A 17,345-nucleotide genomic window follows, 5' to 3' on the forward strand; every position below is an offset into this window, starting at 1 on the left:
GAAATCTTTCAGACTGCGTGAAGTCGCGATCGTTTGAAAGATCCGTGAAAACCGCAGACAGCGGTTCGTGCGTCACCCTTCATGCAGGGTCTTATCGACGTGCGCCAACAATCATTAATGTATCAGCCTTTGTCATTTATCGACTTTTGTTCGAGTGGAGTCCGCCGTGTCACTTTCGCTTTGGCAGCAGTGTCTTGCCCGATTGCAGGATGAGTTACCAGCCACAGAATTCAGTATGTGGATACGCCCGTTGCAGGCGGAACTGAGCGATAACACGCTGGCTTTGTATGCGCCAAACCGTTTTGTGCTCGATTGGGTAAGAGATAAGTACCTCAACAATATCAATGGATTACTCAACACATTCTGCGGCGCGGATGCCCCACAACTGCGTTTTGAAGTGGGAACAAAGCCCGTTACGCAAACGCTAAAAACGCCTGTGCATAACGTTGTCGCGCCTGCGCAGACAACGACAGCGCAGCCGCAGCGCGTAGCGCCTGCGGCCCGTTCGGGCTGGGATAACGTACCAGCGCCGGCGGAGCCGACCTACCGCTCCAACGTCAATGTTAAGCATACATTTGATAACTTCGTCGAAGGTAAATCCAACCAACTGGCGCGCGCGGCGGCACGTCAGGTGGCGGATAATCCTGGCGGCGCTTATAACCCGTTATTCCTCTATGGCGGCACCGGTCTGGGTAAAACTCACCTGCTGCACGCGGTGGGTAACGGCATTATGGCGCGCAAACCCAACGCGAAAGTCGTGTATATGCACTCCGAGCGCTTTGTGCAGGACATGGTAAAAGCCCTGCAAAATAACGCCATCGAAGAGTTTAAACGCTACTACCGCTCCGTTGACGCATTGCTGATCGACGATATTCAATTCTTCGCCAATAAAGAACGATCCCAGGAAGAGTTTTTCCATACCTTTAACGCTCTGCTGGAAGGCAATCAGCAGATCATTTTGACGTCGGATCGCTATCCGAAAGAGATCAACGGCGTTGAGGATCGTCTCAAGTCCCGCTTTGGTTGGGGGCTAACAGTGGCGATCGAACCGCCAGAACTGGAAACCCGCGTGGCGATCCTGATGAAAAAAGCGGACGAAAATGATATTCGTCTGCCAGGCGAGGTCGCGTTCTTTATCGCCAAGCGTCTACGCTCTAACGTGCGTGAGCTGGAAGGCGCGCTGAACCGGGTGATCGCCAATGCCAACTTTACCGGCCGGGCGATTACTATCGACTTTGTGCGCGAAGCGCTGCGCGATTTACTGGCGTTGCAGGAAAAACTGGTCACCATCGACAATATTCAGAAGACGGTGGCGGAGTATTACAAAATCAAAATTGCGGATCTGCTTTCTAAGCGTCGATCTCGCTCGGTAGCACGTCCGCGCCAGATGGCTATGGCGCTGGCAAAAGAGCTCACCAACCACAGTCTGCCGGAAATCGGCGATGCGTTTGGCGGGCGCGACCACACTACCGTACTTCATGCCTGTCGTAAAATTGAGCAACTGCGTGAAGAAAGCCACGATATCAAAGAAGATTTTTCGAATTTAATCAGAACATTGTCGTCGTGATCCTATGAAATTTACCGTTGAACGTGAACATTTATTAAAACCGCTTCAGCAGGTCAGCGGCCCGCTGGGCGGTCGTCCTACGCTGCCGATTCTCGGTAACCTGCTCCTCCAGGTAGCGGACGGTACGCTTTCTCTGACCGGCACCGATCTTGAAATGGAGATGGTCGCGCGCGTTACGCTTTCTCAGCCGCATGAGCCGGGTGCTACTACCGTGCCGGCGCGGAAATTCTTTGATATCTGCCGCGGCCTGCCGGAGGGCGCGGAGATTGCCGTTCAGTTGGAAGGTGATCGGATGCTGGTGCGTTCTGGCCGTAGCCGCTTCTCGCTGTCTACGCTGCCTGCCGCCGATTTCCCGAATCTTGACGACTGGCAAAGCGAAGTTGAATTTACGCTGCCGCAGGCCACGATGAAGCGCCTGATTGAAGCGACCCAGTTTTCGATGGCCCATCAGGATGTGCGCTACTACTTAAACGGTATGCTGTTTGAAACGGAAGGCAGCGAACTGCGCACTGTTGCGACCGACGGCCACCGTCTGGCGGTGTGCTCAATGCCGCTGGAGGCGTCTTTACCCAGCCACTCGGTGATTGTGCCGCGTAAAGGCGTGATTGAACTGATGCGTATGCTCGACGGCGGCGAAAACCCGCTGCGCGTGCAGATCGGCAGTAATAATATCCGCGCGCACGTCGGCGACTTTATCTTTACCTCGAAGCTGGTGGATGGTCGTTTCCCGGATTACCGTCGCGTTCTGCCGAAGAATCCGGATAAACATCTGGAAGCGGGCTGCGATATCCTCAAGCAGGCGTTTGCCCGCGCGGCAATCCTCTCGAATGAGAAATTCCGCGGCGTGCGTCTGTATGTCAGTGAGAATCAGCTCAAAATCACCGCCAATAACCCGGAACAGGAAGAAGCGGAAGAGATTCTGGACGTGAGCTACGGCGGGACGGAGATGGAAATCGGCTTTAACGTCAGTTACGTGCTGGACGTGCTCAATGCGCTGAAGTGCGAAACCGTGCGCATTATGCTGACGGATTCCGTATCCAGCGTACAGATTGAGGATGCGGCGTCACAGTCGGCTGCCTATGTTGTTATGCCAATGCGCTTGTAAAGAATATCGGGCTATCTTACTTGTTATTCTGGCTCCGGGCAGTGCTCGCACAAAATACGAAGTATTTTGGACGTCTTATGGACGGCCCGAAGGGCGAGCGCAGCGAGCAATCCTCACGTACTCCAGTACGCTCCGGTTGCTGTGCGCTGGCCGTAACCAGACTAACTGCGCCGATAACGCCCTGGTTATGAGTTGATATGTCGCTATCCAGACTGCTAATCAAAGACTTCCGCAACATAGAAAATGCGGATCTCGCTTTATCCCCCGGCTTTAACTTCCTGGTTGGCGCCAACGGTAGCGGCAAAACCAGCGTGCTGGAAGCTATCTATACGCTTGGCCACGGTCGGGCGTTTCGCAGTTTGCAGCCTGGCCGCGTGATTCGTCATGAGCAGGAAGCGTTTGTTCTCCACGGGCGATTACAGGGCGAAGAGCGTGAGACGTCGATTGGCTTAACCAAAGATAAGCAGGGCGACAGCAAAGTCCGTATCGACGGTACCGACGGTCACAAGATCGCGGAGCTGGCGCATTTAATGCCGATGCAGTTGATTACGCCGGAGGGGTTTACTTTACTCAACGGCGGCCCCAAATACAGAAGAGCGTTCCTTGACTGGGGATGCTTTCACAACGAAGCCGGATTCTTCACCGCCTGGAGTAACCTGAAACGATTGCTGAAACAGCGTAATGCTGCGCTGCGCCAGGTGAGTCGTTATGAGCAATTGCGCCCGTGGGATAAAGAGCTGATCCCGTTGGCGGAACAAATTAGTACCTGGCGGGCGGAGTACAGCATCGCTATCGCACAGGACATGGCGGATACCTGTCAGCAGTTTTTACCTGAATTTTCCCTGACGTTCTCTTTCCAGCGCGGCTGGGAGAAAGAGACAGACTATGCGGACGTGCTGGAGCGAAGCTTTGAGCGTGACCGTATGTTGACCTACACCGCGCACGGGCCGCATAAAGCGGACTTTCGCATTCGCGCTGACGGCGCGCCGGTGGAAGATACCCTGTCGCGCGGGCAGCTAAAGTTATTGATGTGCGCCTTACGTCTGGCGCAGGGCGAGTTCCTCACCCGCGAAAGCGGGCGGCGCTGCCTGTACCTGATAGATGATTTTGCCTCTGAACTTGACGATGCGCGTCGCGGACTGCTGGCCAGCCGCTTAAAAGCCACGCAATCGCAGGTCTTTGTCAGCGCAATTAGCGCTGAACACGTTATAGACATGTCGGATGAAAATTCGAAGATGTTTACCGTGGAAAAGGGTAAAATAACGGATTAACCCAAGATTAAATGAGCGAGAAACGTTGATGTCGAATTCTTATGACTCCTCCAGTATCAAAGTCCTGAAAGGGCTGGATGCGGTGCGTAAGCGCCCGGGTATGTATATCGGCGACACGGATGACGGCACCGGTCTGCACCACATGGTATTCGAGGTGGTAGATAACGCTATCGACGAAGCGCTCGCAGGTCACTGTAAAGATATCGTCGTGACTATTCACGCCGATAACTCCGTGTCCGTAACGGATGATGGCCGTGGCATTCCGACCGGGATTCACCCGGAAGAAGGCGTCTCGGCGGCGGAAGTGATCATGACCGTTCTGCACGCGGGCGGTAAATTTGACGATAACTCCTATAAAGTCTCCGGTGGTCTGCACGGCGTGGGCGTCTCGGTAGTCAACGCTCTGTCGCAAAAACTGGAACTGGTTATCCAGCGAGATGGCAAAATTCACCGTCAGATCTACGAGCACGGCGTGCCGCAGGCACCCCTGGCCGTCACTGGCGATACCGATAAAACCGGTACGATGGTACGTTTCTGGCCGAGCCACGAAACCTTCACCAACGTCACTGAATTTGAATATGAGATCCTGGCGAAACGCCTGCGTGAACTGTCATTCCTGAACTCAGGCGTCTCCATCCGCCTGCGCGACAAGCGCGATGGCAAAGAAGATCATTTCCACTACGAAGGCGGCATCAAGGCGTTTGTTGAATATCTCAACAAGAATAAAACGCCGATCCACCCGAATATCTTCTACTTCTCCACCGAAAAAGACGGTATCGGCGTGGAAGTAGCGCTGCAGTGGAACGATGGTTTCCAGGAAAACATCTACTGCTTTACCAACAACATTCCGCAGCGCGACGGCGGTACTCACCTGGCAGGCTTCCGTGCGGCGATGACCCGCACGCTGAACGCCTACATGGACAAAGAAGGCTACAGCAAAAAAGCCAAAGTCAGCGCCACCGGCGACGATGCCCGTGAAGGTCTGATTGCGGTGGTTTCCGTGAAGGTGCCGGACCCGAAATTCTCCTCGCAGACCAAAGATAAGCTGGTCTCTTCCGAGGTGAAATCGGCGGTAGAACAGCAGATGAACGAACTGCTGAGCGAATACCTGCTGGAAAACCCATCTGACGCGAAAATTGTCGTCGGCAAAATTATCGACGCCGCGCGTGCGCGTGAAGCGGCGCGTCGCGCCCGTGAAATGACCCGTCGTAAAGGCGCGCTGGACTTAGCGGGCCTGCCGGGCAAACTGGCTGACTGCCAGGAACGCGACCCGGCGCTGTCCGAACTGTACCTGGTGGAAGGGGACTCCGCGGGCGGCTCTGCGAAGCAGGGGCGTAACCGCAAGAACCAAGCGATTCTGCCGCTGAAGGGTAAAATCCTCAACGTCGAGAAAGCGCGCTTCGACAAGATGCTCTCCTCTCAGGAAGTGGCGACTCTGATCACCGCACTGGGCTGCGGTATCGGTCGCGACGAGTACAACCCGGACAAACTGCGTTACCACAGCATCATCATCATGACCGATGCGGACGTCGACGGCTCGCACATCCGTACGCTGCTGTTGACCTTCTTCTATCGTCAGATGCCGGAAATCGTTGAACGCGGCCACGTTTACATTGCCCAGCCGCCGCTGTACAAAGTGAAGAAAGGCAAGCAGGAACAGTACATTAAAGACGATGAAGCGATGGATCAGTACCAGATTTCCATCGCGCTTGACGGTGCGACTCTGCACGCGAACGCCCATGCGCCGGCGCTATCCGGCGAAGCGTTAGAAAAACTGGTCTCTGAATATAACGCCACGCAGAAAATGATTGGTCGTATGGAGCGTCGCTTCCCGAAAGCGCTGCTCAAAGAGCTGGTGTATCAGCCAACTCTGACCGAAGCCGATCTTTCTGATGAGCAGACTGTAACGCGCTGGGTGAATGCGCTGATTACCGAGCTGAACGAGAAAGAGCAGCACGGCAGCCAGTGGAAGTTCGATGTTCATACTAATACGGAACAGAATCTGTTCGAGCCGATCGTTCGCGTGCGTACGCATGGCGTGGATACCGACTATCCGTTGGATCACGAGTTTGTGACCGGCGCGGAATATCGTCGTATCTGCACGCTGGGCGAGAAGCTGCGCGGTCTGATTGAAGAGGACGCGTTCATCGAACGCGGCGAGCGTCGCCAGCCGGTAACCAGCTTCGAGCAGGCGCTGGAGTGGCTGGTGAAAGAATCACGTCGCGGTCTGGCTATCCAGCGTTATAAAGGTCTGGGTGAAATGAACCCGGATCAGCTGTGGGAAACCACCATGGACCCGGAAAGCCGCCGTATGCTGCGTGTGACCGTTAAAGATGCGATTGCTGCCGATCAGTTGTTCACCACGCTGATGGGCGACGCCGTTGAGCCGCGTCGTGCCTTTATCGAAGAGAACGCCCTGAAAGCAGCGAATATCGATATTTAACCTGCCTTAATCCCCGGCCTACCGCTGGTTGGCCGGGGCATCATGATGTTCATCGACATAGCTAAATAAAAAATCTCTAAAGCGCTGCGTGGCGGGCGTTTGTGCGCGCCACGCATGGAAATAAAGGTTCATATTGCGCCGCAGCGGAGGCGTGAGCGAACAGGTCGCTAATTGGTAGCTTTTGGCGTAATGGCGGGAAAAGGTTCCGGCGATCACCACGCCTTCACACTGCGCCGCCAGCGACATGGCGGTCGCCATATGCTCCACCGTCATTTTGGGCTTAATGCGCACGCCAGCGGTCGCGGAGATCATCGGAATGGATTCGTTGCCGACGGCAATCAGCTCTTCACTCTGAATCTCTTCCCAGCGTACCGCTTTTTTATGCAGCCGATAGTCCGGATGGCAGTACAGGGCGATTTCCGTTGTGAACAGCGTTTGTTTATCGATTTCCGGTTCCAGCGGTCGCTCAGGGCCGATACCGAAATCCGCTTCTCCCAGCATAATGCTTTTTTGTAATTGCGACATGGGCTTATCAATAAGCTGTACATGGGTATGCGGGTGCTGCCGCTTAAAGGCATGGATAATTTTCGGCAAAAAGGCACAGGCTATTAATGGTGCGCCAACAACCCGCACCAGGGATTTTTTGATCTCTTTCAGGTCGCGGGCATAATTTTCGGCCCGTTGAAACTCTTCAACAACCCGCATGGCGGCGGGTAAAAACTTTTCGCCGTCGGGCGACAGCTTCACCACGCGCGAAGTGCGGTCGAAAAGGGAAACCTCCATCTGGCTTTCCATTTCGTTGATTAAACCGCTAACGGCGCCCTGCGTGATGCACAGATATTTGCTGGCGGCGGTAAAACTACGCAAATCCGCGACGGCCAGAAACGCGCGAAATTGCCGGATAGTTAAATTCATTTGCCACCTGTGTTACCCCTTTACAGAGAGGATTTTATCTCAGGCTGGATAAGGTCGTGTTGATACGACTCGCAAATACAGGGGGTCTGCCTGCGGCGCAGGCAGACAGTTGGCTTATTTTACGGTGATGGTTGGTGATTTTTTCATGGTTTCCTCGGTCAGCTCCTGGCCGATACCAGGAAGCTCCGGGACTTCGTACATGCCGTTCTTGGGTAGATAGTTGTATTTACAGGTCTGTGTATTCGGTTCCAGCAGCGCATACCGGTGCAGTTCGTGGATGACGAAGTTAGGGATTGCGGTTTCCATATGCAGCGCCACCGCCGTGGAAATCGGCCCGCCGCAAACGTGGATTTGCACCGTTTTGTCGTAAACGTGCGCCATATCGCAGATTTTCTTCACTTCGGTGATGCCGCCGCAGGTGCAGATATCGGGCTGAATCACGCTCAGGCTGCCGTTTTCCAGGAAAGGACGGTATCCCCAGCGCCAGTAAATGCGTTCGCCAGCCGCCAGTGGAATATTAACTTTATCAGCCACTTGTTTCATTTGTCCGGGGTTTAATGGCATGACTGGTTCTTCGTAGTAGAAAATACCCAGTTCTTCTATCATGCGACCAAACTGAATTGCGGATGTAGTATCCGTAAAGGCGTGCATTTCGGCGATGATATCCACGTCCGGGCCGACCGCATCACGAATGGCGGCCATACGGTCGTAGCCCAGGCGCAGGATTTTGTCGGTGAGCGGCCCGTTGAGGTTTTGCTGGTTCCAGTTGCCGTGGCGATCCATTGCGACGGTATCCACTTTTATCGCGTCATAGCCTTCGCTGACGGCGGTCAGTGCCGCCTGCGCATACTGTTCCGGCTCGGTCAGCATATCTTTATCGCTGCCGTCCCCCCAGCCAAACTGTAGCTGGCTGGCATAGGTTCTGATTTTCTCGCGGCTTTTACCACCGAGCATCTTATACAGCGGTACGCCCCACGCTTTACCTTTGATATCCCACAGCGCGATATCAATACCGCTCATCGCAGCGGAAAAGATGCCGCCGCCGCCCTGCCCCCAGAAGGTTTTTTTGAGCATCTTTTCCCAGATAGCTTCGTTATTCATCGGGTCCATGCCGATGATAATGGCGGCTAAATCTTTTGCCATGCCGATGCCCGCAGAGGCGCCGACGCCGTAAGCCAGCCCGACTTCGCCAAAACCGGAAATGCCTTCGTCGGTATTAATTTTTACCACCACCGGACGCCATTTGCTGGTGGCGGACGCAAAATCGTTCGCCACATCAATAATATCAACGCTGGTAATTTTCATCATTTACTCCTCGTAATTAATATTTTTTAATCGTTAAGATTAATGCCGATACCACGGCGATAGCGCTGATAAAAACCAGGCATAGTAAGCCGCCGGTATAAGTTCCAGTGATAGAAATAAATAAGCCGATAAATACGGGAGATAATGAAGAGAGTCCATTGGCGACGCCGTTCATTACGCCGCTGGCGGCGGAAATAGATTTTCCGGGTATCATTCCCTGTAATAACGTCCAGGCAACGGGCGTACCCATCGTACAGAAAGCAACAGCAAAGGAGAGGAGTACCGCTGACATATATTTATGTTCGGTTATGGTACCGAAATAGATACTGACGCCAGCGAAAAACATTAATACCATTAATATGGGGGCGCTGCGTCCTATTTTATCGACGAAGATCCCCGCAGCGGCTTTAGAAAATATTGACAGGACAAAGGGAAGCGACGCCAGCCAGCCCATTTCCGCCCAGCTAAATCCTCTGGCTGATTTAAGATAGGTCGGCAGCCAGGTAATCATCCCCCAGTACAGGCATTGCAGGCACAGGTACCACAGCACCAGCAACCAGTAGCAATAGTTGGTGATCACCGGTTTGACCCGCAACATAAAACTTTCGCTGTTGCCTGCGCTTTCCGTTTCCTGTCCGGCTTTGATATAAGCCAGTTCCTGTTCGCTGATACTTTTATGTTGTTCTGGTTTATCAGCAACATATCGCCAGAGTAGCCAGAGTGGGATTAACCCGAGAGCGGCGCATAAAAAGAAGTTGGAACGCCAGCCGTGGGTGCCTATCCACCAGGTGAAAAAAGGCATCGCAATGGCGGGTGCCACCGACTGGCCGACGATCCACGCCGCGTTTGCTCTGCCGCGCTCCTGCTTCGGGAACCAGTTTTTAATAAATACGCTTTGCAGTGGATAATAAAATCCCTCTCCGATGCCCAGTAATATACGGCAAATAATAATTAGAGCGAATGATGTTGCTACGCCGCCAACCATTAAAGCGATAGTCCAGATCAGAATACAAAGCATCATTGCTTTTCTGGGGCCGAGATAATCGCCAAGCGGTGATAATACAACGTTAGCGATACCATAAGCGGCCAGAAAGACGGTCATCATCATGCCGATTTGCAATGGCATACCTTCAATACCCATATAGGCTAAGAAGGGTTCATTCGCGGCTAATACCGAAACATTAACGCGATCGAGATAAGCAATAAATATTCCAATAAACAGACAGGCAACGATTAAAAATCTTTTCCTGGTTGGGGGGGCGGTAAGGGCCATCGACATTAGCGATCTCCTTCTCATCGGATAAGGTTATTTTAAAATATAAGTTTTTGTTGATTTTTACTGATTAAGAACCAATCCCATTAGGCTCTAAGTGATGATGTCCAAAGTAGCAATACACATTCTTTTAGAAAAACGGTATTTTCTGTTTGATTAATGAGGTTATCTAATACATCAGGAGGGAGAATACGGCCTGAAAAGGGGAATCCCGTTTGTGAATCTTATCCCCCTTTCTCTCGGATTCTTTACTGTTTTTTGAGCGGAATCGCGTTAGCATGAGTCAGGACTCATTTAATGCGGGGATTTCATGGCTATCAAACTTATTGCTATCGACATGGATGGCACCCTTCTGCTGCCCGATCACACCATTTCTCCGGCGGTTAAAAACGCGATTGCCGCTGCGCGTGAAAAAGGGGTAAACGTGGTGCTGACCACAGGCCGTCCGTATGCGGGTGTGCACAGTTACCTGAAAGAACTTCACATGGAACAGCCCGGTGATTATTGCATCACCTATAACGGGGCGCTGGTGCAGAAAGCAGGGGACGGCAGTACGGTTGCGCAAACGGCGCTCAGCTATGATGACTACCGTTACCTGGAAAAACTGTCCCGTGAGGTGGGTTCTCACTTCCACGCATTAGACCGAAATACGCTTTATACCGCTAACCGCGATATCAGCTACTACACGGTGCATGAGTCGTATGTGGCGACCATTCCGCTGGTATTTTGTGAAGCGGAGAAGATGGACCCGAACACCCAGTTCCTGAAAGTTATGATGATCGATGAGCCTGCCGTTCTCGACCGGGCGATTGCGCGTATACCGGCAGAGGTGAAGGAAAAGTACACCGTGCTGAAAAGTGCGCCGTACTTCCTTGAAATCCTCGATAAACGGGTTAATAAAGGCACTGGCGTAAAATCACTGGCCGAGGCGCTGGGTATTAAGCCAGAGGAGGTGATGGCGATTGGCGATCAGGAAAACGACATTGCGATGATCGAATACGCCGGTATGGGCGTGGCAATGGACAACGCCATTCCGTCGGTCAAAGAGGTGGCTAACTTTGTGACTAAATCGAACCTTGAAGATGGTGTTGCCTGGGCGATTGAACAACATGTTCTGTCCTGATTCACTCCGGCCCGATCGCCGTCGGGCCGATAGTTCCACCCATGAAGCTAATGTGTTGCAACAAAGACGTTGTAGAAAATAGTTTTTTATTTCAAAAGATTAATTCGCACAGAAATCCCGCCCACCAGGCGACGATTACTATATTCTCCCTCCTCCTTTCGATCCGGCGGCGCTTCTCGCCAGAATAAACGCTTCATCATTATGAAAAAACGCTCCCTTTTGCTGTTGGCGCTGCCCGCTATGGCTTTTTCTACCTGGGCGGCTACCAGCCCCCCGGCGAACCTGTCGCTTGTTTATAGCTATCAGGATGACGTCCCATCTGCTGCCACACCGCCAGTCGCGACAACGCCGGTGGCAAAGCCTGCCAGTACATCAGTGTTGCCTTTTCTGGGTGATGAAGCCCGAAAGCGTGGCTATGAGCTTCCCGAGCCATTTGGCCTCAATATTAACTACATGAATATTGGGCAGAATATTAACGTTGATAGCATCAACTTTAATGGCCTGGCTTTAGGTCCCAACGGGGGAATTCCATTAGATAACGCATTTAAAATTAACGTCGGTCATACCCGTGAAAAGAGCAAGACCGAAACGGTCAAGCTGGATGCCTGGCTGCTGCCATTTATGAATGTGTACGGCCTGGTGGGCTATACCGATGGTCATTCCGTTTCGCAAATTGGTGTTGGGTTGATGACGAAAAATGGCCACGTTTTTCATCCCGCCGATCTGCAAAACCTCAAATTTAAACTCGACTTTAAAGGCACTACCTATGGCATCGGCACCACGCTGGTCGGCGGCATAGGTAACTGGTTTACCGCTGTTGATGCTAACTACACCCAGACACAGTTCGATATTCTTGATGGCAGCATCGACGCCTTTACCGTCTCACCTCGCGTTGGTTACCGTTTTACCACCCCGGGTATAGATAAGATGCATCTGCCGTCGGGCAAGCTAAACGTCTGGGTCGGCAGCATGTATCAGGATGTGCAGCAGGAGTTTAAAGGCAGCCTCGACGACCTGACCATGCCGTCAGCGACGCTACAAAGGCTGGTGAGTATGGCTAACTATAACAATAACGGCCGCTTTGACGTCAAACAGCATCTACAATCACCGTGGAACATGCTGCTGGGCGCTCAGTATGAAATAACCCGCCATTTCAACGTTACCACCGAGTTTGGCTTTGCCGAGCGCAATAGCTTCTTTGTGGCCGGTGAGTACCGCTTTTGAATCGCTGCCATTACCGACAGTTGCTTTGCGTCGCCGGTGTGCTGTCCGGCGTGGCGCAGGCGTCGCTGCCCAGCCGCAGTCAGGTGGACGGCTGGCTACAACAAATGGGGGATAGCGATACTTACGATGCCGCCAAAGGCGTCAACTGGGGAGTAATGCCCGGGCCATTTTATACCCCTGAACTGGGGCTGGGCATCGGCACCGCTATCGTCGGTATGTATCGCCCCGATCCTGCCGATAAGGTTAGCCAGGTATCCACGCTGTCGCTGAGCAGCTATTTCAGCTCCACAGGCGCTTTTGGCGTAAGCCTGCAAAATTACGCTTTTTTCGCGCAAGATCGCTGGCGTTTCTTCCTCACTGGCGCATTGAGCGACACGCCCACTTACTATTGGGGACAGGGTTTTGCCGCTGGTGATAAAGACAGCCATAAGCAGGCCTATACTGCGCAGGTGCTGGATCTGCAACCCATGCTGTATCGTCGGCTTGTTAACAATATCTATCTTGGCGTTGGCTGGACGCTGGATGTACAGCACGCCGCGCAAATTGATGAGACCGATCCGCCCAAAATTCAAAGAACAGCGCAGGGCTGTTCTTCACTGAGTAACGGCGGTAGCGTTGAGATTAGCTGGGATGATCGTGATTTTATACCTAACCCACGCAAAGGGCAGTATGCCACCCTTCGCTATACCCACTTCGCACCGGACGTCGGTAGCGATACGCGGTTTGATGAATACCAACTGCACTATAGTCGTTACCATGCCGTCAATGATAAAGACGTGCTGGCCTGGGAAGCTGACGGCGCCTTTACCCAGGGCGACGTGCCGTGGAATATGCTGCCGCTGCTGGGCAGTAACCATCGTATGCGCGGCTATTATGAAGGGCGCTATCGCGATAAAAATGCTATCAGCGGTCAGCTGGAATATCGCCATAAGCTGAGCTGGCGGCATGGCGTTGTCGGTTGGGTGGGCGAGGGCACCATGGGATCGTCTTTGCACCATCTGGATGACGGGCGATGGCTGCCTTCTGCGGGCGTGGGCTATCGCTTTGAGTTCAAGCCGCGCGTCAACGTGCGGCTGGATTACGGCGTGGGCAAAGCTAGCAGCGGTTTTTATTTTCAGGTAGGAGAAGCATTTTGAGGTCCGTCGTTCGGGTTATCTTTCTGGCGCTGCTGTTTCTGGCGGGGAGCGCCCGCGCCGCCTTACCACTGACGCTCTATCTGTCCACTCACCCAACGCCTGCTGCCAGTGAAGCCTGGCCGACGATGCCGCCGCAGCCGCTGCCAAAGGGGTTGCGGCCGTGTTGTGCTTTTGGTTACGACCTGCATGCCGAGCTGCTGGGACTGCCGGTTCCGTTCTATCAGTTAAATAACGTCGTGACGGTGGACTCGCTGGGGCATCATCAGTACAACGACCATCTGTACTCGGGCGTGGCAAACCTGATTGGCCTTAGCGGTGAGAATAACGGTATTGTGTATACCTTGCGTGGCGGATTCATCGACACCGCACATGTGCGGGATACCGCTGATATGACAGTGTATATCTTCAGCCAACTACTACCAAAGCTGGGGCAGGCTTTTACGCTGAATCTGGGCGAGGAGCTGGCCGAACGGCGTCTGGTTTTTACTGCTTTTACCCCTCCGGTCGATGCACGCGAGCGTTACACGCTGGCCGCCTGGCTGTCGGCGCATCTGGCGTTCCAGGTGGCGGAGTGGCACGAAATCGCCCAATGGTACGGTTTCGAGTCTGTTCGCGGATTTTCTGAGGGAGTATCGGCTTTTTCGCCGGAAGATCTCTATTCTAACCTCGCGGGAGCCCGTCTGGCAGCGTCTTTAATTGTCGGCGGCCAGACGAAAACGCAAGAGATGTACAACACGGCGATGGAAACCGCGCTGCGGCAAGCGCTGACGCAGCTGGCAGCGCAGCCGGCGCAGATCACCCGTTTCCAGTTTGATATGCTTGATGGCCGTTGGTGGAACAGCCAGCGGCGGGTACCGGAAAAATATCTGGTGCTGCATCGTAATTATCAGATGGGCGATGACCGCCTGCCGACCGCCATTCCTGGCGAGATAATGCCGCTATTGCCGCTGAGCTTGCCCCATCGCTGGCGCGGTATCCAGCTTAGCACGCTGGCGCAACTACAATTGTGGCCCAGCGAGGATATGGCGCAGCTACCGCCTCCCGCGCACTATTACAGCGAAAAAGATTTTGCCGCCCTGGCGGAGCAGGCACGGCTACAGGACGAAAAAACACAGAATCATTAAACAGGCAGTAGCCGTAGGCTATTTCCCTCTTATACCCTCGGCGTACTGTTTTATGTCCTGATCACTGGCGATGTGAAACGCGTCGTTTGGCGAGCCGGAAGCTATTATGGCGAAGGATGACCGGCTATCCATGCGTCGAGCGCCGTCACTCCCTGCGTCACGATAGTTTTAATATCTATATCGCTAAGCGGTTGTAATTCCAGCTCCCGACAGGCTTCGGTTGCCTGCGTCATCCCCAGGCTGGCGCAGCCGCTTTTTAATTTATGCGCCAGCCGCTTAATGTTAACGTCGTCATTCATGGCGCGCGCCGCCTCGATCTCCTCGACTAAAGGCAGCGCGCTGTCTTTGAATAACGCGATCCATTGCCGGAGTTTTTCCGGGCCGACAGACGCCATATCGCCGGCAAGCTGATGTTCATTCAGCATCGCCCGCGCGTTGTGAGATTTGCCCTGTAAATAGTGCGCTATCATGCGGTAAAGCTCCTCGCGGGGAACGGGCTTTTGAATAATCCCGCAAAAAAGACCGGCGGTACGCTGACGAAGATTATCGTCTATCACATGCGCGCTAAAACCAATGCGTTTCATGGCGGGATACTGACTCATCAACTGCTGCGCCAGGGTTAAGCCGTCATAATCCGGTAAATCAAAATCCACCAGCGCCACATCAAAGGGCTCGCCTTCGGCTAAACGGCGTAGCGCGTCATTCGCACTTTCAGCTACTGAGACCTTCACCCCTTTACCCGTGAGCATTTCAGCGGTAATACGCTGCGTCAGCATATTATCTTCAATCAGCAACAGGCGTAGTCCGTTAAGATTTATCGGTTCCCTGAACGCATTTTTGCTTGCGGGTCTGGGGTGGCGAACCGGCAGTTGTAAGCGAAAACAACTGCCAACATGAAGCGTACTGGTGACGGTTAGCGTCCCGCCCATCGCCTCTGCCAGGCTGGCGCTGATAGCCAGCCCCAGGCCCGTCCCGCCCCGGCGTCCTGTCGCCTGCACAAACGGTTTGAAAATAGCCGTCAGCTTTGCTTCAGGGATACCGCATCCGGTATCTTCAACCTCAATAAACCAGCTCTGATCGTCGCAAAACGTGCGCAGCACTATGCTGCCGCGATCGGTAAATTTCGCCGCATTACTTAAAAGATTAATCACAATTTGACGTATCCGGCGCGGATCGCCTTGTAGCGTGGAGGGGAGTTGCTCGCTAAAGTCGGCGATGAGCGCTACCTGCACGCGGCTGTGCATTAAATGCAGCGCGCTATTCAACAATTGTCGCGGTTCAAACGGTTCCTCGCTAATAGAAACGTTGGTGCCGCCTACTTCAATCGCCGAGTAATCCAGAATATCGTTAAGAATCGCCAGTAGCGATTCGCCTGAATCATTAATGGCCTGTAAGTCGTCGCGGTAGTTTGCCATGAGCGGTTTATCGGCCAGCAATTGTACCGTACCGAGAATGCCGTAAAGCGGCGTGCGAATTTCATGGCTCATGGCGGCAAGGAACGTCGATTTCGCCTCGTTGGCCTTTTCCGCTTCGGCGCGCGCCTGCCGGTGTTCCAGCACCAGCGCATGAAGCTCCGCCGTTTGCGATCGCACCTGTTCCGCCAAATCCTCACGATGGCGGTTTAATTTGCGCACGTTGGCGCGAAACGCTTCCATCAGACGGCTGATGGTATCCAGTTCGCTGACGCCAGCCGCCTCCGGAAACGGTGAGTCAATATCGCCCTCCAGTAGCCGCTGTAAGGCCTGCGTTTGTTGCGCCAGCGGGCGGGATACGGAACGGTAAACCACTCGCCAAAGGATAAAACTTAATGAGCACAGCGCCAGGATACCTAAGATCACTAACCCTATTTGCCCACGCTGACTGGCGTGTGTAAGGCGCGCTAACCCAGCCTCGTTTCGTTTTTCGATGGCGTTCACCAACTGCGACACTTCCGTACTGAAGCGGGTAAACTGAAAGAGGTTATTGGCCATAAGCGTTTGAAGCTGGTCGCGGATGGCATTTTCCTTACGAAACAGGGTAACCAGTGTGGTGTACTGGTTTATTTTCTCCAGCGCGTCGGCGATTTGGGCGCGAACGGTAGGATCTTCTATACGCTGCTGGCGGCGGGATAAAATTTTAACCAACTGATTAAGTTTTTCATCGGTGTCCTCGGCATCGCTCAGCCCTTGCGCGTCTTTTAAGGTCACAATGAGCTGCTTAAACCGCAGGGCATTGACCCGCAACTCATTCATCTGATTCACATACTCAAGGTCGATATCAATCAGTCGGTCAAGCGCGCGTTCAGCCTGATCCCCTTTACCGCTTTCGATAAGATCGTAAATACCGGCCTGGGTGGCGCCCGCAGATGTCGCTGCATTATTGGCCTGACCGTGAGCCTGGGCGGCAATGCTTTCCGCCGCCTCCGCAATCTGGTGGCTTAACTGCTGTTGCTGTGCGCGCAGCGTGAGAATTTCACCGACCAGTGTTCCCTGTTGCCCAAGCGTTTGCGCAATCTCTTTTTCTTGCCGGGCGATGGCCGAGGTATTAAATCCCTGCTCGCTTAATGCCTGCAAAAGATGGTTAATTTTAAGGCTTTGCGCTTTCAGCATCTTCCCCTGCGCCAGCCAAACGCCCTCACTGTCGGCATTGGTCAGATTTTGCGCGGAAAAGAGCTCGTAAGCGCTGGCTTCGCTTAACTGCCTGGCCATATTCATCGTGGGGAGCAACGCTTGCGTATTGGTTTGCTCCACCTGACTAATGACGCGCAGGCTTATCCAGCCGATCACGGTGCTGAGCAGGGTGAGTGCCGCCATCAGGGCGAAGGCCAGCCATAATCTGCGGGTCAGTGAAGGCGTTGACATTTATGCGCCGCGGGTGAAA

The 17,345-nt window shown here is 53.5% G+C and carries 12 protein-coding genes; 8 read left to right on the forward strand and 4 right to left on the reverse strand.

Annotated elements, in window-relative coordinates:
* Positions 1-166 precede the first annotated feature (166 nt).
* The 4 genes from dnaA (at position 167) to gyrB (ending at position 6,386) form a co-directional block, all read left to right on the forward strand.
* Positions 167-1,567, forward strand: a complete 1,401-nt coding sequence (gene dnaA, locus LCS67_RS00005) for a chromosomal replication initiator protein DnaA (protein ID WP_000059093.1) — start codon at positions 167-169, stop codon at positions 1,565-1,567.
* A gap of 4 nt (positions 1,568-1,571) precedes the next feature.
* Positions 1,572-2,672, forward strand: a complete 1,101-nt coding sequence (dnaN, locus tag LCS67_RS00010; RefSeq protein ID WP_000673474.1) for a DNA polymerase III subunit beta — start codon at positions 1,572-1,574, stop codon at positions 2,670-2,672.
* A gap of 197 nt (positions 2,673-2,869) precedes the next feature.
* Positions 2,870-3,943, forward strand: a complete 1,074-nt coding sequence (gene recF / locus LCS67_RS00015) for a DNA replication/repair protein RecF (RefSeq protein WP_000059372.1) — start codon at positions 2,870-2,872, stop codon at positions 3,941-3,943.
* A gap of 28 nt (positions 3,944-3,971) precedes the next feature.
* Positions 3,972-6,386, forward strand: coding sequence for a DNA topoisomerase (ATP-hydrolyzing) subunit B (gene gyrB / locus LCS67_RS00020; protein WP_000072047.1), 2,415 nt, complete (start codon positions 3,972-3,974; stop codon positions 6,384-6,386).
* 18 nt (positions 6,387-6,404) lie between these two features.
* Here the strand turns inward: gyrB and LCS67_RS00025 are convergent, their stop codons facing one another.
* The 3 genes from LCS67_RS00025 to LCS67_RS00035 form a co-directional block, all read right to left on the reverse strand.
* Positions 6,405-7,301 (reverse strand): LysR family transcriptional regulator, encoded by an 897-nt coding sequence (locus tag LCS67_RS00025; protein WP_001054587.1) that lies wholly within the window; start codon positions 7,299-7,301, stop codon positions 6,405-6,407.
* A gap of 114 nt (positions 7,302-7,415) precedes the next feature.
* Positions 7,416-8,609 carry a mandelate racemase/muconate lactonizing enzyme family protein gene (locus LCS67_RS00030; protein WP_000975837.1) on the reverse strand — a complete coding sequence of 398 codons (1,194 nt, stop codon included), beginning with the start codon at positions 8,607-8,609 and terminating at the stop codon, positions 7,416-7,418.
* 13 nt (positions 8,610-8,622) lie between these two features.
* Positions 8,623-9,885, reverse strand: a complete 1,263-nt coding sequence (locus LCS67_RS00035) for an MFS transporter (protein WP_000061262.1) — start codon at positions 9,883-9,885, stop codon at positions 8,623-8,625.
* A 304-nt stretch (positions 9,886-10,189) separates the two neighbouring features.
* Between LCS67_RS00035 and yidA the strand changes: the two genes are divergently transcribed.
* From yidA to LCS67_RS00055, 4 genes are all read left to right on the forward strand, one after another.
* On the forward strand, positions 10,190-11,002 hold the full coding sequence (yidA, locus tag LCS67_RS00040; protein ID WP_000985571.1) for a sugar-phosphatase: 813 nt from the start codon (positions 10,190-10,192) through the stop codon (positions 11,000-11,002).
* A 201-nt stretch (positions 11,003-11,203) separates the two neighbouring features.
* Entirely contained in the window at positions 11,204-12,226 is a 1,023-nt protein-coding gene (locus tag LCS67_RS00045; protein ID WP_000747394.1) for a hypothetical protein, read from the forward strand.
* Positions 12,223-13,362, forward strand: coding sequence for a BamA/TamA family outer membrane protein (locus LCS67_RS00050; protein WP_100521912.1), 1,140 nt, complete (start codon positions 12,223-12,225; stop codon positions 13,360-13,362). The genes LCS67_RS00045 and LCS67_RS00050 overlap by 4 nt, the downstream gene beginning before the upstream one ends.
* Entirely contained in the window at positions 13,359-14,486 is a 1,128-nt protein-coding gene (locus tag LCS67_RS00055; protein WP_015406218.1) for a DUF4056 domain-containing protein, read from the forward strand. Before LCS67_RS00050 ends, LCS67_RS00055 begins: the two co-directional genes overlap by 4 nt.
* A gap of 104 nt (positions 14,487-14,590) precedes the next feature.
* Here LCS67_RS00055 and torS read toward each other — a convergent pair whose 3' ends face one another.
* The gene (gene torS / locus LCS67_RS00060) at positions 14,591-17,326 is read right to left on the reverse strand and encodes a TMAO reductase system sensor histidine kinase/response regulator TorS (protein WP_031570950.1); all 2,736 of its coding nucleotides are present in this window, start codon (positions 17,324-17,326) and stop codon (positions 14,591-14,593) included.
* Positions 17,327-17,345 lie beyond the last annotated feature (19 nt).

The sequence above is a fragment of the Salmonella sp. A7 genome (assembly GCF_020181675.1).
In the GTDB taxonomy this organism is placed as follows: Bacteria; Pseudomonadota; Gammaproteobacteria; order Enterobacterales; family Enterobacteriaceae; genus Salmonella; species Salmonella enterica.

Coding starts and splice junctions, on each gene's coding strand:
- dnaN (WP_000673474.1), top strand. CDS start 1,572: ATGAAATTTACCGTTGAACGTGAACATTTATTAAAACCGCTTCAGCAG.
- recF (WP_000059372.1), top strand. CDS start 2,870: ATGTCGCTATCCAGACTGCTAATCAAAGACTTCCGCAACATAGAAAAT.
- gyrB (WP_000072047.1), top strand. CDS start 3,972: ATGTCGAATTCTTATGACTCCTCCAGTATCAAAGTCCTGAAAGGGCTG.
- LCS67_RS00025 (WP_001054587.1), bottom strand. CDS start 7,301: ATGAATTTAACTATCCGGCAATTTCGCGCGTTTCTGGCCGTCGCGGAT.
- LCS67_RS00030 (WP_000975837.1), bottom strand. CDS start 8,609: ATGATGAAAATTACCAGCGTTGATATTATTGATGTGGCGAACGATTTT.
- LCS67_RS00035 (WP_000061262.1), bottom strand. CDS start 9,885: ATGTCGATGGCCCTTACCGCCCCCCCAACCAGGAAAAGATTTTTAATC.
- yidA (WP_000985571.1), top strand. CDS start 10,190: ATGGCTATCAAACTTATTGCTATCGACATGGATGGCACCCTTCTGCTG.
- LCS67_RS00045 (WP_000747394.1), top strand. CDS start 11,204: ATGAAAAAACGCTCCCTTTTGCTGTTGGCGCTGCCCGCTATGGCTTTT.
- torS (WP_031570950.1), bottom strand. CDS start 17,326: ATGTCAACGCCTTCACTGACCCGCAGATTATGGCTGGCCTTCGCCCTG.